Annotated in this window: 17 protein-coding genes; 15 read left to right on the forward strand and 2 right to left on the reverse strand. The window is 39.1% G+C overall.

What is annotated here, in order from left to right; genetic code table 11:
* Positions 1–4 precede the first annotated feature (4 nt).
* The gene (gene nhaA, locus PTQ34_RS06675) at positions 5–1,186 is read right to left on the reverse strand and encodes a Na+/H+ antiporter NhaA (RefSeq protein ID WP_273930303.1); all 1,182 of its coding nucleotides are present in this window, start codon (positions 1,184–1,186) and stop codon (positions 5–7) included.
* A gap of 255 nt (positions 1,187–1,441) precedes the next feature.
* On the opposite strand from nhaA, the gene PTQ34_RS06680 reads away from it, so the two are divergent.
* From PTQ34_RS06680 to PTQ34_RS06735, 12 genes are all read left to right on the forward strand, one after another.
* Entirely contained in the window at positions 1,442–2,470 is a 1,029-nt protein-coding gene (locus tag PTQ34_RS06680) for a cytochrome-c peroxidase (RefSeq protein WP_273930304.1), read from the forward strand.
* A gap of 200 nt (positions 2,471–2,670) precedes the next feature.
* Entirely contained in the window at positions 2,671–3,759 is a 1,089-nt protein-coding gene (locus PTQ34_RS06685) for a DegT/DnrJ/EryC1/StrS family aminotransferase (RefSeq protein ID WP_404814917.1), read from the forward strand.
* Positions 3,756–4,667, forward strand: coding sequence for a Gfo/Idh/MocA family protein (locus tag PTQ34_RS06690; protein ID WP_273932764.1), 912 nt, complete (start codon positions 3,756–3,758; stop codon positions 4,665–4,667). Before PTQ34_RS06685 ends, PTQ34_RS06690 begins: the two co-directional genes overlap by 4 nt.
* A 194-nt stretch (positions 4,668–4,861) precedes the next feature.
* Complete coding sequence (gene rplU, locus PTQ34_RS06695) at positions 4,862–5,170, forward strand: 50S ribosomal protein L21 (RefSeq protein WP_273930306.1); 309 nt, start codon at positions 4,862–4,864, stop codon at positions 5,168–5,170.
* A 10-nt stretch (positions 5,171–5,180) separates the two neighbouring features.
* A complete protein-coding gene (gene rpmA, locus PTQ34_RS06700) occupies positions 5,181–5,438 on the forward strand; it encodes a 50S ribosomal protein L27 (protein ID WP_273930307.1) in 258 nt (85 codons plus the stop codon).
* A gap of 65 nt (positions 5,439–5,503) precedes the next feature.
* Positions 5,504–6,577 carry a GTPase ObgE gene (obgE, locus tag PTQ34_RS06705; RefSeq protein ID WP_273932765.1) on the forward strand — a complete coding sequence of 358 codons (1,074 nt, stop codon included), beginning with the start codon at positions 5,504–5,506 and terminating at the stop codon, positions 6,575–6,577.
* A 63-nt stretch (positions 6,578–6,640) separates the two neighbouring features.
* Complete coding sequence (gene ndk / locus PTQ34_RS06710) at positions 6,641–7,054, forward strand: nucleoside-diphosphate kinase (protein ID WP_273930309.1); 414 nt, start codon at positions 6,641–6,643, stop codon at positions 7,052–7,054.
* Positions 7,055–7,092: 38 nt separating this feature from the next.
* Complete coding sequence (locus PTQ34_RS06715) at positions 7,093–7,440, forward strand: DUF177 domain-containing protein (RefSeq protein WP_273932766.1); 348 nt, start codon at positions 7,093–7,095, stop codon at positions 7,438–7,440.
* Positions 7,441–7,450: 10 nt separating this feature from the next.
* Positions 7,451–7,600: a 50S ribosomal protein L32 gene (rpmF, locus tag PTQ34_RS06720; RefSeq protein ID WP_273932767.1), complete on the forward strand. Its 150-nt coding sequence runs from the start codon at positions 7,451–7,453 to the stop codon at positions 7,598–7,600.
* A gap of 3 nt (positions 7,601–7,603) precedes the next feature.
* Positions 7,604–8,596, forward strand: a complete 993-nt coding sequence (gene plsX / locus PTQ34_RS06725; RefSeq protein ID WP_273932768.1) for a phosphate acyltransferase PlsX — start codon at positions 7,604–7,606, stop codon at positions 8,594–8,596.
* Entirely contained in the window at positions 8,593–9,546 is a 954-nt protein-coding gene (locus PTQ34_RS06730; RefSeq protein ID WP_273932769.1) for a beta-ketoacyl-ACP synthase III, read from the forward strand. The genes plsX and PTQ34_RS06730 overlap by 4 nt, the downstream gene beginning before the upstream one ends.
* Before the next feature lie 192 nt (positions 9,547–9,738).
* A complete protein-coding gene (locus tag PTQ34_RS06735; RefSeq protein ID WP_273932771.1) occupies positions 9,739–10,581 on the forward strand; it encodes a biotin synthase in 843 nt (280 codons plus the stop codon).
* Between the two features lie 405 nt (positions 10,582–10,986).
* Here PTQ34_RS06735 and bamA read toward each other — a convergent pair whose 3' ends face one another.
* Positions 10,987–13,260, reverse strand: coding sequence for an outer membrane protein assembly factor BamA (gene bamA, locus PTQ34_RS06740; protein WP_273932773.1), 2,274 nt, complete (start codon positions 13,258–13,260; stop codon positions 10,987–10,989).
* Positions 13,261–13,367: 107 nt separating this feature from the next.
* Between bamA and PTQ34_RS06745 the strand changes: the two genes are divergently transcribed.
* The 3 genes from PTQ34_RS06745 (at position 13,368) to PTQ34_RS06755 (ending at position 15,227) form a co-directional block, all read left to right on the forward strand.
* Positions 13,368–14,198: a prephenate dehydrogenase gene (locus PTQ34_RS06745; protein WP_273932775.1), complete on the forward strand. Its 831-nt coding sequence runs from the start codon at positions 13,368–13,370 to the stop codon at positions 14,196–14,198.
* A gap of 221 nt (positions 14,199–14,419) precedes the next feature.
* A complete protein-coding gene (locus PTQ34_RS06750; RefSeq protein WP_273932776.1) occupies positions 14,420–14,644 on the forward strand; it encodes a FeoA family protein in 225 nt (74 codons plus the stop codon).
* A gap of 103 nt (positions 14,645–14,747) precedes the next feature.
* Complete coding sequence (locus tag PTQ34_RS06755) at positions 14,748–15,227, forward strand: ferritin (protein WP_273932778.1); 480 nt, start codon at positions 14,748–14,750, stop codon at positions 15,225–15,227.
* Positions 15,228–15,347 lie beyond the last annotated feature (120 nt).

The following is a 15,347-nucleotide window of genomic DNA, read 5'->3' on the forward strand; positions in this document are numbered from 1 at the left end:
ATTTTTAATTTTCGCTTAATTTTTTCTCGTTTACTTTGCTATAAAAATATAAAAACAAATAGCCCAAAAGCCCACTAGCAAAGCTTGCTACAAGGATTGAGAGCTTATCAGCAAAGAAAAACTTATCACTATTTTCATACGCAAGTCCGTTTACAAATAGCGACATCGTAAAGCCGATACCGCCTAAAATACAAACTCCATAAAGTTGCGTCCAAGTAGCACCGCTAGGCAGCGAACCAAGGCGCAAAATCTTTATAAACACAAAAGTAAAGATAAAAATTCCAAGCTGCTTGCCAAAAAACAAACCAAAGAAAATGCCGTAACTAACGCTATTTAAAAGCTGATTTGGATTTATTCCAGTAAGCGCCACGCCAGCATTTACAAAGGCAAAAATTGGCAAGATAAAGAAGTTTGTAACACCCTCTAAATCGTGATAAAACTCATCTAACATACGATTTCCGTTTCTATCAACCGTAGGTATACAAAAGGCTGCCAAAACGCCTGCTATCGTAGCGTGAACGCCACTATTTAGCACGCTTATCCACAGCAAAAAGGTCAAAAACACAAACACAGACTTCTTTGCCACACGAGCGTAGTTTAAAAGCCACATCACACCTAACAAAAATCCTGCTATCAAAAACGAAGTCATAGAAAGATGATCTGTATAGAAAAGCGCAATAATAAGTATCGCACAAAGGTCATCAACCACAGCAAGCGTTAGCAAAAAGATTTTTAGCCCACTTGGCACACGCTTGCCAAGAAGCGCTAAAATTCCAACCGCAAAGGCTATATCAGTAGCTGTAGGTATAGCCCAACCACGAATTGCAAAATCATCGCCGTGATTAAATAGCCAGAAAATCACAGCTGGTATAACAACACCACCAAGCGCACCTATTGCAGGCAGGGCGATTTGACTAGGCTTGCTTAGCTCGCCTTCACGCACTTCTTTTTTAAGCTCCAAGCCAACAACAAAAAAGAAAATAACCATAAGTCCGTCGTTTATCCATAGCACCAAGTGCTCTGCAAATTCTAAATTTCTAAATCTAATCGAAAACTCAGAATGCAAAATTTCTTGGTAAATGCCAGAGAGTGAGCTGTTTTGGCAAATTAACGCAAACAAAGTCGCAAGCATAAGTATCACGCCACCAGCAGCCTCATGACGAAAAAATCTAACTAATAAATTCAAACTATCCCCCTATCTCCCGAAATTTTTTAGATTAGCAAATTATATAATTTTTCTTTTAAAATACTTCTTAAAATTTAAAAATTATTAAAATTTATCTTTTCATAGTTTAATATATAAAAAGGCTAAATTATTTAGATAAAATCTATCCTTTATAAAAAATTTTTTTTATTTTAACAAAAACAATTATAAAAATTTATTTACTTTTAATTTTCGAATTTATATAATTCGTCACTCATTAAACCAAAGGAGAGAAAAATGAAAAAAGTTCTAGTTCTTAGTGCTGTTCTTGCTAGCGCACTATTTGCCGCAAACACTGACGAAGAGCTTCTAAAAGCTGCAAAAGATGCAGGTCTTAGAGCGCTTCCAGCTACTCAAGCAGAGGTTGATGCCCTTCTTAAAGAAATCGGCGTTACTCCAAATCAATTCACAGTAGAAAAAGCTGAACTAGGTAAAAAACTATACCTAGAGCCACGCCTTTCAAAAAGCGGTATCATCAGCTGTAACACCTGTCACAACCTAGGTCTTGGCGGTACTGATGGCGTTGAGGCTGCTGTAGGTCACAGATGGACAGCAAACCCACACCACCTAAACTCACCAACAACTCTAAACTCAGTTCTTAACACAACTCAATTCTGGGATGGCCGTGCTGCTACTTTGATCGAGCAAGCAAAAGGACCTATCCAAGCTGAGCCTGAGATGGCTACTCCTGCTGAGCTAGCTGTTGCTCGCATTAGCTCACTAGATGCTTATGTAGCAGAGTTTAAAAGAATCTACAAAGACGGCGTTACATTTGACAACATCGCTGACGCAATCGCAAGCTTTGAGAGAACTCTACTTACTCCATCAAAATTTGATGAGTTCATGGGCGGCAAACTAGACGCTCTTAGCAAAGAGGAAAAAGCTGGTCTTAAAACTTTCATCGATAAAGGTTGTGCTGCTTGCCACACTGGCGTTAACTTAGGTGGTAGCATGCAAGCATTTGAAGTTGCTGGTAAATATCAATTTGCTAATGTTGGTGACTTCAAAGGTGATGCAAACGGCATGGTTAAAACCCCAACTCTACGCAATGTAACAAAAACAGCTCCATACTTCCACAATGGTGCTATCTGGACTCTTGAAGAGGCAGTAAAAACTATGGGTAGCGTTCAACTAGGCATCAAAATCAGCGACAAAGAAGCAAAAAGCATTATCAACTTCCTTGGCGCACTTGATGGCAAAATCCCAGCTATCTCTTACCCAGAGTTCCCAGCTAGCTCTAAAAAGACTCCAAAACCAGAGCTATAATTTTTGGGCTTTTTAAGCAAAGCTATTTCTAGGGAATTCTAGAATTCCCTAGAAAGAAATTCTAGAATTCCCAAGGAATTTTGGGGAATTCTAGAATTCCTGCTTTTATTCTATATTTTTTTTAATTTTATCCACATCTTTAAAACTCTTTTAACGAAAAATAAGCTAGAATTGTGCTTTATATTTTTTAAGGAATTTTAGTGAATTTTATTGATTTAGGCGCGCAGTATAGAGCCTACAAAGACGAGATTGATACTAGCATACACGCAGTTTTAGATACTTCTCATTATATAATGGGGCAAAAGCTTAGCGATTTTGAGACAAATCTAGCTACTTTTAGTGGCGCAAAACACGCTATAGGCTGTTCTAGCGGCACTTCAGCTCTTATTTTAGCCCTACTTGCACTTGATATAAAAGCAGGCGATGAAGTGATAACTACGCCATTTACTTTTATAGCAACAGCTGAAATGATAGCCTTTATGGGCGCAAAACCTGTTTTTGTAGATATTAATGAGCGCACTTACAACATCGATGCTAGCAAAATAGAAGAAAAAATCACCACACGCACAAAGGCTATAATGCCAGTTTCGCTCTTTGGGCAGTGTGCTGATATGGATGAAATAGCCAAAATCGCTAGCAAACACAATATCGCTGTAATCGAAGATGGCGCACAAAGCTTTGGCGCACTCTACAAAGGCAAGCGCTCTTGTAATCTTAGCGTTATAGGCTGTACTTCATTTTTCCCAGCTAAGCCACTTGGCTGCTATGGCGATGGTGGTGCTGTATTTACTAGCGATGATGAGCTAGCTAAAAAAATAAGAATATTACTAAATCACGGACAAACCGAGCGTTATGTTCACAAATACATCGGCTTTAATGGCAGGCTTGATGCTATTCAAGCAGCTGTTTTGGATGTAAAACTAAAATATTTTAACGCCGAGCTAGCAAAACGCCAAATAATCGCAAAAAACTATAACCAAAATCTAAAAAATGTAATCACGCCTTTTATAGAAAATGGCAACGAAAGTGCGTGGGCGCAATACTGCATAAGAGTAAAAAATAGACAAAAAGTCCTTGAAATATGCGCTAAAGAAGGAATTCCTACCGGGGTTTATTATCCTATCCCACTTCATTTACAAGAGGTTTTTGCCTATCTTGGACATAAAAAAGGCGATTTTGAAATCTGTGAAAAAATAAGCGAAGATATAATGGCACTGCCTATGAGTGCGTTTTTAAGCCCAGAAGATCAACAAAAAGTAATAGAAGTAATCAACAAGGCAACAGCGTGATAAAACTAGGGCTTTTAGGCGTGGGCAAAATGGGGCAAAACCACCTTAAAAACATTGTTTCTTTGCCTTGCTATGAGCTTAGTTTTATTTATGATTACAATGATGAGCTTTGCGCCAAATTAGCCAGAGAATACGACACAAAGGCTAGTTTGGATTTAGACAAGGGTTTAGCTAGCGTAGATGCTATTATCATTGTCACGCCGACATTTACGCACGATGAGTATATAAAAAAAGTTAGCAAAGCTACAAAAAATATTTTCGTAGAAAAGCCACTTTGCGATAGCTTTGAAAAATGCCAAGAGATAATGCTTTTAGAGCAAAATCTAGGGCTAAATATCGCTGTTGGCTTCATAGAGAGATTTAACCCTGCGCTAAAAGAGCTACAAAACGAGCTAAAAAAGCTTGATAGCAACACCCACGAACTGCGCTTTACTCGCACCAGCCTAGCAAGCTCAAGGATAACCGATGTAGATGTGATAACTGATCTTATGATCCACGACATTGACCTAGCACTTTATTTAAATGGTGATGCGCAGGTGCTTTTTGCAAACGGAGTAATCCAAAATAACACAATAAATCTAGCCACAGCCACGCTAAAACACGAAAATGGCATCATCTCACATATACACGCCAGTCGCATCACGCACAAAAACGAGCGAAAAATCAGCATTAGTACTGATGAGGCGCACTTTGAGTGTGATTTGCTAGCAAAAGAGCTAACTGTCTTTAAAAACGCAAAAAATGAGCTAGTCCAAGCCAAAGAAGCAAACGCTCTAAAAGACGAGCTAGTAGCATTTAGCGAACTTTGTGCTGGGCAAAAATCAAACAAGCTAGCAGACGCAAAATCAGCCACAAAAGCCATGAAAATCGCTACTGATATCGCAAAAATAATAAAAGAGCAAAAATAAATACAAAAAATCTAGAATTCTTAACACAAATCTAGAATTCCTAGCTTAAATCTAGAATTTCTAAGCTTAGGAATTCTACATTTAAGCTTTCATTTATAAACTTTTGGCTAGAATTGCGCCTTTAAACCAAAAAAGCCCCTAAACTTTGCTAAGGCAAATGCTTTTTGGCATCTTTACAAACAAAGGAGCGTTGTATGTACGCAATATTCAAACACGGTGGCAAACAATACAAAGTTAGCCAAGGTGATTATCTAAATCTTGACCATTTTAGCAGCGAAAAAGGCGCAAGCGTAGAACTAAGCGAAGTTCTAGCAGTTTGCGACAAAGAGCTAAAAGTAGGCACTCCATTTGTAAGTGGAGCAAAAATCACTCTAAAAGTAATCGCAGAGGGTAAAGACCGCAAAGTGGTGATTTTCAAAAAACGCCGCCGCAAAGACTCTAAACGCAAAAGAGGCTTCCGCAGAGAGTATACCCGTGTAAAAGTAGAAAGCATACAAGCATAAGGAGTAAAATATGGCACACAAAAAAGGTCAGGGTTCTACCCAAAATAACAGAGATTCGATAGGACGCAGGCTTGGCGTGAAAAAATTCGGTGGCGAGTTTGTTCGTGCTGGAAACATAATAATCCGCCAAAGAGGCACAGCAACTCACGCAGGCGTAGGCGTAGGCATGGGCAAAGACCACACTATTTTTGCATTGATTGACGGCGTTGTAAAATTTGAGCGCAAAGACAAAAATCGCAAAAAAGTATCAGTTTATCCAGCTGCTTAATTTCTTTTAAAAATTCTAGAATTCCCTAGGGAATTCTAGAATTCACTTATTTTTTAAAAATTCAAATGTTTGTAGATCACGCAAAATTTACCATTCGCTCTGGCAAGGGTGGCGCAGGCTGTGCTTCTTTTCGCCGTGAGAAATTTGTCGAGCTTGGAGGCCCTGATGGTGGGGATGGTGGAAATGGTGGAAATGTCTATTTTCAGGCACAAAACAACACTCACACCTTAGCCTTTTATAGTGGCAAACGCCTACTAAAAGCTGGTAGTGGCGAGCAAGGCAGCAGCCGAAAAAAACACGGCAAAAAGGGCGAGGATTTAGTTCTTATCGTCCCACCTGGCACTAGCGTAATTGACGCTGATAGTGGCGAGCTTTTGCTAGATATGATAAATGATGGTGAGAAAAAGCTGATTTTAAAAGGTGGCAAAGGTGGTCTTGGAAATGTACATTTTAAAAATAGCGTAAATCAAGCCCCAACCTACGCCCAGCCTGGCGAGCCCTACTCTGAGCTTAATTTGCGTTTGGAGCTAAAAAGCATAGCTGATGTGGGCTTAGTAGGTTTTCCAAATGTCGGTAAAAGCACACTAATCTCAACCATCTCAAACGCTAAACCTGAGATAGCAAACTACGAGTTTACTACAATCACCCCAAAGCTAGGCCGCGTAAATGTAGGCGAGTTTGATGGTTTTATCATGGCTGATATCCCAGGCATTATCGGTGGGGCTAGCGAGGGCAAGGGGCTTGGGCTTGCTTTTTTAAAGCATATTGAGCGCACGAAAATCTTGCTTTTTATGCTAGATTTAGCCCACCCTAGTATGGATGTAAAAGAGCAGTTTGCTGCGCTAAAAACTGAGCTTGGCAAGTTTAGCAGTGAGCTTGCCCTGCGCCCTTTTGCCATAGCCTTGACAAGAAGCGATGCTTGCAAAAATGCTAGCGAAATTCTAGCTGATTTTGCTGGGGACTTTGAGATGAAAGCTAAGCTAAAAGATGATTTTTTGCTAGCTAAAAGCGAGGATGATTTTAGCAATACTCCTGCTAGCAAGCCTTTTTTCATCGCTGTAATCTCAGCTGCTATCTCACACAACATTGATGAGCTAAAATACCAGCTTTTTGCGCAAATTTCTAACCAAAATTTGTAGTTTCAAGCTATTTTAATAAATTTTTGCTATAATTGCGAGTTTTAATTTTTTAAAGGATAACAAATGGAGCAAACACTCTCAATCATCAAGCCAGACGCTGTAAAAAAAGGCGTAATCGGCAAAATCATCTCTCGTTTTGAGACAAATGGCCTTCGCATCGCAGCAGCCAAAAAACTACAACTAAGCACAGATGATGCTAAAAAATTCTACGAAGTTCACAAAGAACGCCCATTTTATGGCGAGCTAGTTGAGTTTATGACTAGCGGTCCAGTTGTAGTTATGGTGCTTGAAGGCGAGGGCGCAGTAGCAAAAAACAGAGAGCTAATGGGTGCTACTAACCCAAAAGAAGCAGCACCTGGCACAATTCGCGCTGATTTTGCCGAGAGTATTGATGCAAACGCAGTTCACGGCAGCGACAGCCTAGAAAATGCTAAAAACGAAATCGCATTTTTCTTCGCTAAAAGAGAAATTTGCTAATTTCTAAGGAATTCTAGATAGGAATTCTAGATTATCACATGAAAATCGCATTTGCTAAAATCGGCTCTGAGCCACTAAATATTTCGCACGAGTGCGAAGGCATTAGCTTTAAAGGCACTTTAAAGCGTAAAAACGCAGAGCAAGTTTTAGCTAGTGGCGAGTTAAGTGGAGTTCTAAAACATTTTTGCGACAGCTGTGGAGAACCACTAGAAATAAGCATAAATGAGAGTTTAGAACTTAGCTTAAATGATGGCGCAACATCTGCGCCTGGTTTAGACATAGTCGAGTTTTATGATGGGTTTATTGACCTAGGTGAGCTTATAAATAGCGAAATTGAGAGCATAAAAAGCGACTATTTTTATTGTAAAAATTGTAAAACCAACTAAGGAGAATAAAATGGCAGTTCCAAAAAGAAGAGTTAGCCACACGCGTGCTGCAAAACGCAGAACACACTATAAAGTAACTTTACCTATGCCGGTAAAAGACAAAGACGGAAGCTGGAAAATGCCTCACCGTGTAAATCCAACAACAGGTCAATACAAATAGCAAATGATTAAAATAGCAATAGATGCAATGGGTGGGGACTTTGGTCCTGCGCCTATTGTAGAGGGCGTTTTACAAGCTCTAAGCGAAGCTAGTTTTGAAGCGATTTTAGTTGGCAAAAGGGCTGAGATTGAGCCTCTTGTGCCAAAAGGTCTAGAATCTAGAATTAGTTATGAAGAAGCTAGCGATGTTTTTGACATGGATGAGATGGCAACTGATGCGCTAAAACGCAAAGATAGCTCTATATATAAAGCAATAGAGCTAGTGCGAAATGGTAGTGCTGATGCTGTGGTCTCAGCTGGTCACTCAGGGGCAACTATGAGCTTGGCTACCTTGCGTATAGGCAGGCTTGATGGAGTTTCTCGCCCACCTATTGCTACTTTAATGCCTACTATCATCCGTGACAAAAAAACGCTGGTGCTAGATGTGGGCGCAAATGTTGATTGCAAACCTGAACATCTTTTTGAGTTTGCTGTGATGAGCGAGGCTTACGCACAGCAAATTTTGCGCATCCAGAAGCCAAAAATATCTTTACTTAGCAATGGCGAAGAAGATTGTAAAGGCAATGAAACTAGCAAAGCTGCCTTTGAATTACTTAAAAAAATGGATAATTTCGTAGGCAATGCTGAGGGAAATCAAGTTTTTGATGGTAGCGTAGATATCATTGTTTGCGATGGTTTTGTGGGAAATATTCTGCTTAAAACTGCTGAGGGTGTATCAGGCGCAATCTCAAAAATCATAAAGCGAAATATAAAAGAATCAGCTATTGCGATGATAGGCGCAGTGCTTTTAAAACGAGTGTTTAAAAAGCTTAAAAATGATGTAGATTATGATGAATACGGTGGCGCACCGCTACTTGGTGTGAAAAAATGCACCATAATAAGCCATGGCAAGTCAAGTCCAAAAGCTATAAAAAACGCAATTTTTCAATCAATAAAATTCTCAAAGTCAAATATAAACGAACAAATTATCTCAAAACTAGCAAGTTATAATCAATGAAAAAAGCCGCATTAGTAAGCATAGCAGCTTACGCCCCACAAAAAATACTTACAAACGCTGACCTGGAAAAAATGGTAGAAACCAGTGATGAGTGGATTGTAAAACGCACAGGAATTCACTCTCGCCACATAGCAGAAGATGAGAGTCTTACAAGCATGGCGCTAAAGGCTGGTAAATTAGCCTTAGAGCGTTCTGGCTTAGAAAAAAATGAGATTGACTGCTTGATTTGCGCTACGGTTACGCCTGATTTTTTCTGTATGCCAAGCACGGCTGCACAGGTGGCAAGCGAGCTTGGACTTGGGGCAATTATGGCTTTTGATATAGGTGCTGCTTGTTCTGGCTTTGTGTATTTGCTTGAAGTAGCAAAAAGCCTAGTTGAGAGTGGTGCAAAGAAAAATGTTCTTATAATAGGCGCTGATAAGTTTTCTAGCATTGTAGATTACAGCGACCGCAGCATTTGCGTGCTTTTTGGCGATGGGGCTGGAGCAGGCGTGGTAAGCGTAGCCAGTAGCGATAATCACATCATCTCTACGCACTGCGCAAGCGATGGTAGCAAGGGCGAGCTTTTGATGACGCCAAAAGATGGTAGAAATGTCGGCTTTGTAAAAATGTCTGGCAATGAAGTCTTTAAAATCGCTGTAAATACGCTAACAAACGATGTTGTAGAACTTCTAGAAAAAAGCGGGATTGCTAGTAGCCAGATTGATCTTTTTATCCCGCATCAAGCAAATCTGCGCATCATAAAAGCTGTCCAAGAAAGACTAGGACTAAGCGAGGCTAAATGCGTAGTAACTGTGGGTGAGTACGGCAACACAAGTGCTGCTAGCATACCGATGGCAATGAATACAGCCTACGAAGATGGCAGGCTAAAAGCAGGCTCACTAATACTACTGGATGCCTTTGGCGGCGGTTTTACTTGGGGTTCTGCTTTGCTTCGCTTTGGCAGGTAAGCTTTGCTATTAAATTAAAAGTTACTAGGAATTCTAGATTTAGGAATTCTCTTTGGGAATTCTAGTTTTGGAAATTCTAGTTTAAGGAATTCTAGTTTTGGGAATTCTAGTTTTGGGAATTCTCTTTAAGGAATTCTCTTTAAGGAATTCTAGAATTCCTTGATAAAAAGTTTAAAACTTAAAGGGGCTAAAATGAATAAAATCATGCTTTGTGCGATTTGTAATGTCTCAAGTGGCGGATGTAGCGAGGACTGCGCATATTGCACCCAGTCAGCCAAATGGGGCGCTGATATCAAAAAATACCGCCAAAAGAGCATCGCTGATATCCTAAATGAAGCAAAAATCGCTAAAAATAACCACGCTCTTGGCTTTTGTCTTGTTACAGCTGGCGAGGGGCTTGATGATAAAAAATTAGACTTTATCTGCGAGGCAGCGCATACTATCAGCCGCGAAGTCCCTGAACTAATGCTAATCGCTTGTAACGGAATAGCAAGCTTTGAGGCTCTAAGTGAGCTTAAAAAAGCTGGTATTTTTAGCTATAATCACAATCTTGAAACTAGTCAAGAGTTTTTTCCTAAAATATGTTCTACTCACACTTGGGAAGCTAGGTTTGAGACAAATCTAAATGCTAAGCGCGCTGGTCTTATGCTGTGCTGTGGTGGTATTTATGGGCTTGGCGAGAGCGAGAATGATAGAAAGAGTTTTCGCCGTAGCCTTGGCGAGCTGGAGCCCTTTACTAGCCCTATAAACTTCTTTATCTCAAATCCTGCCTTGCCGATAAATCCGCCTCGTCTAAGTGCTGATGAGGCTCTAAAAATCATCCGTGAAAGCAGCAGCGAACTGCCTAATGTGCGATTTATGGTAGCAGGTGGCAGAGAGCATATACTTGGTTCTCGCCAGTATGAAGTGCTAGAAAATGGTGCGTCTGCTATCGTAATAGGTGATTATCTAACCACAGCTGGTGAGGTGCCTAGCAAGGCAATTGCTGAGCTTAAAGCCCTTGGCTTTGAGTTTTTAGATAAATGCGAGCATTAAAGGCTTTTTAAAATAATAGTAGGAATTCTGGAATTCCTAAATCTAGAATTCTTATACAAAGTAGGAATTCTAGAATTCCATATAGAGATTCTCCAGTCATCCTGTCTTGCGTGTTTTCTTTTTTATAGAGATTGTCCGGAGGGGTCGGACAATGACACAAGGTTTGTCATCCCCCGACCTGATCGAGGGATTACATCACAAATAATCTAGAATTCCATATAGAGATCCACCAAAAGAAATTCTAGAATTCTTTGGCTAAATCTAGAATTCCTAGAGGCTTTTGCGTTTATAGGAATTCTAGAATTTCATATAGAGATCACCCAAGGGGGTTTGGGAGATGACATAGTAAGGAATTCTAGAATTCTTTGATAAATCTAGAATTCCTAAATCTAGAATTCCTATACTCTAAAATCTTTGACCTATATTAAACTCAAAGCTACTTGTTTGATCTCCATCTTTTTTACCTATAGGTTTGACAAAGACTACTTGAAGTGGGCCTATGAAAGTCATCCACTCTATACCGACGCCAACAGAGCTTCGCTTTTCTTCAGTAAAGCGCTTTTGCCCAATCATACCAAAATCATAAAATGCCATGCCACGAAGTTTGATACGATTTATCAAAGGCCAGCTAATTTCAACTGAGTTTTGAAAAGCCACTTTACCACCGGTTTCTATATCACGGCATCCTAAATAAGTGCGTCCGTATTCGTCCATTGGATTGCAAATTGTTTTGCGTGGGCTAACGCTTCTGTGGTCGTAGCCGCGGATTGATTGCATACCGCCTAAGAACAATTTTTCGTTAATCGGTAATTTACTCTCATCATTGTTCCACAAATAAGAAAAGTTTGCTTTATAACGCAAAATCAAATCCCAGCCTATATTATCAGCCAAGCCTTTATATATAGAAAAGCCAGTATCATTTCGCACAAATTTTGTATCTCCGCCAAGACCAGCTATTTCAAAGCCAGTGCTAGCTATAAAACCTGAGCGTGGCAAGTAGTGATCATCTGTATTATCCCAAATGACTCTTGGCAGAAGTGAGCTTTTTGTTTTTTTACCATTTAGATAGCCAGCCTCAGCGTAAAATGGATTTAGACCGCTAATATTTGTTTTTTGTAGCTGATAGCTAATATATGCATTTGTATAGCGTCCTATTTGGCGACCTGCGGTGATATTAAAACCGTGGTTTTTCTCCCTATAGTTGCTCCACTCCCAGTCATTGGCAAACACAGTTCCACCAAGGCTATACTCTGAGTCATATATGCGTGGATTTGTAAGCCCTATGCTACCATTTAGACCGCGTTTATTTTTCTCTATGTTTACTGAGCCTTGATAGCCTGAGCCAAAGATATTATTTTCGCTAATTCCTGCACTTAGTAGTAGTCCATCGCCTGAACCATAGCCTATACCACCTGTGATAGTTCCTGTCATAGTCTCTTTTACAGCTACTTCAAGATCCATTTGATTATCACTTACTGGGTGTTCTTTTATCTCTACATCTTCAAAATAGCCTTTGCGTTTTAGTGCATTTTTGCTATCTTCAAGGTCAGCTCTATTATAGCGATTTCCCTCTGTTAGATACAGCTCACGGCGAATTATACGATCTAGCGTTTTGTCATTGCCTGAGATGATTACATTACGGATATATACTTCTTCATTTGGCAAGATTTGGTATTTTACATCTACGGTGTGATTTTCTGGGTCTTGTGCGGTTAGTGGCACGACTCTAGCGTAGGCATAGCCTTTATCAGCCACCATATCAGTGATGGTTTTTTGATCTCTTTTTAGCCAGTCTGTATTAAAAGTATCGCCTTGTTCTAGTTTTAGATCGCTTTTTACGATTTTTTCGCTATTAAGCTCTAAAAACTCAGGTGCATCTATGCTAATCTCACCTGCTTTATACTGCTCGCCCTCGTTTATATAGTAGCTAAGCTCAGCTGAGTAGCCCTCAAAGTTTGTATTTAGATAGGCTTTTGAAACCTTAGCATCAAGGTAGCCTGATTTGAAGTATTCTTCACGGATTTTCTCGCTGTCGTTTGGCAACTCAAAAATCTTTACCTCGCCACCATTGCGACCCCACATCCAGCCTAGTGCCTCACGCTCTTTATTTTCTACTGCTGGTTCTATATCGCTATAGCTTTTTACTTTTGCGCCTACTAAATTTACTTTTTTGATTGTGATGTTCTCACCGCGGTTTACTTTATATACCACATGCACGCTGTTTTCTGTATTTATCGGTGTTACTACCTCATCAACGATAGTATCAAAAAAGCCCTTTACTTCATAAAACTGTCTCACACGCTCTTTTGCTGTAGCTGAGGCGCGCTCATCATACATTTGACCTTTTTTTATGCCAAGAATAGTAGTGATGGATTTTTGGTCGTTTGTAACGACGCCTTCTATATCAATACGAGCGATAACTGGCTTTTCTTTTGCATGGATGATGATATCTCCGTTATTATCCTCTATATATATATCTTTAAAGTAGCCTTGAGAATATAGAGTTTTTATCACTCTATTTGAGACCTCATCATTCATCTCATCGCCTATCCTAAGCCTTGTCATATCAAGTGCGGCGTTATTTGAGATATGCACAAAACCATTAAATGTAATGCTTTTAATAGTGCTAGCAGCCCCAAAACTAATAAGAGCAAATGCTAAAATAATAAACTTTTTCATTGATAAATTTCCAAAAAATAAAATTAAAATTGCGCATTTTATCATAGTTTAATTTAATACTTAATTAAATAAGATATAATTTTGAAAAAATTTTCAAGGACTTTGCTATGAATATCGGTATAATTGGACTTGGGCTAATCGGCGGCTCACTAGGACTTGCGCTAAGAGATATGAAGCTAATAGATAAAGTAAGTGGCTATGATAAAAGCGAACAAAACGCCAAAGACGCCTTGGAGCTAGGCTTGGTTGATGAGCTAAAAAGCTTTGAAGAGATAAAAAACTCTTGCGATGTGATTTTTATAGCTGTGCCTGTTGAGGGTATAATAAAAGTGCTAGCTAGGCTTGAAGGCGCACCACTTAGCACTACTATCATAGATCTAGGCTCAACCAAAGAACGCATAGTAAAAAGCTGTCCAGACTCGCTAAAATCGCAATTCATCGCCGCTCATCCTATGGCAGGCACTGAGTATAGTGGCCCAAAAGCAGCCTTTAAAGAGCTATTAAAAGGCGCAGTAGTCGTGCTATGCGATGATGAGAGCACGAGCCAAAAACATCTAAAAAGAGCTACTGAGATTTTAAGCCATGCTGGCATGCGCATTATTTTTATGGATGCAGCCTCGCACGACCATCATGTAGGCTTCATCTCGCATTTGCCACACGCAATTTCATTTAGCCTAGTAAATGCTACTTTAAATGAAGAAGAAAGGCGCAATATTTTCTTGCTTGGCGGCAGCAGCTTTGCTGGCATGGCTCGTATAGCAAAGTCTAGCGAAATCATGTGGACTGATATCTTTCGCCAAAACAAAGACAATATACTTGGTGCGATGCAGGCTTTTAAGGCTGAGTTTGCACACTGTGAGGACATGCTAAAAAACGAACGCTGGGACGAGCTAAGCCTTTGGATGAAAAACGCCCGCCAAATAAAAGAAATTTTATAAATAGCTTACTTTTTTAATATTTCTAGGGAATTCTAGAATTCCACAATCTAGAATTCCTTAATTCTAGAATTCTTACAAACTAGAATTCCTTAAAATATCTATAAAAATTACTCTTAGGAATTCTAGAATTCTCTAAATTCAAAAAATGATAATAACTCTTAAAACTTATTTAAGTAAATAAATAGTAAAATAACTTATTTACTTTAACAAAAGGAGAGAAAATGAAAATAAACACTCTTGAAGATGGTCAAAGTGCTAAAATAATAGGCTTTAGTGCTGATGAGCAGCTTTTTAGTCGTTTTTTTAGCTTTGGTATTAGCTCAGGTAAGGTTATAAAAAAGCTTAGTGATACGCTATGCCACGACACAGTAGCTATAGAGCTAGGTCGCAGCTGCGTTATACTTAGAGAAAGCGAGGCAAATAGCATCATTATAGAGCCTTTATAGCAATGCTAGGATAGAGCTTTTTTATGCTTATAAATAATTTATAATAATTTAAGTTAGTTTTAGTTATGATAGCGCTTATCAATCTTAAGCAAAAGGAGAAAAAATGTTACCAGAAATGGCAAAAGCAATGAGCGAACACGCTGTTTTCGAGATGTACTCAGGCTACATCTATTTACAAGCCTCTTTGGCAATGGAAAAGGAAAACTACAAAGGCTATTCAAAATGGCTTTTTGATCACTATAAAGAAGAATTTACTCACGCTGAGGACTTTATAGCTTTTCTTCAAAAGCGAGATATCACTCCACAGCTAAGCGATATCAAATACGAAGCTGTAAATCTCAAAACCCCTCTTGAAGTAGCAAAGCTGATTTTAGAGCATGAACAAAAAGTCACTGCTAGAATAAGCGCTTTGCTAAAACAAGCAAGAGAGCTTGGGGACTATGCTAGCGAGGTGTTTTTGCACTCTTATATAAATGAGCAAATCGAAGAAGAAGATATAGCAAAAAATAACTTTGATTTATTCACATTTGCAGGAGATAATATCTCAGCAAGATTAAGTGTAGACCTTACTTTTACTAAGTAATCTACTAATTTTTAAAATCTTTGGGCTTAATTAGCCCAAAGATTTTTTTGAGTTTTGAGTAAGCATAAAAAATGCTTAAAAACTTTGAAAGAATTCTAGAATTCCTTGATAAATTGTGCT

The sequence above is a fragment of the Campylobacter magnus genome, from assembly GCF_028649595.1.
GTDB classification, from domain to species: Bacteria; Campylobacterota; Campylobacteria; order Campylobacterales; family Campylobacteraceae; genus Campylobacter; species Campylobacter magnus.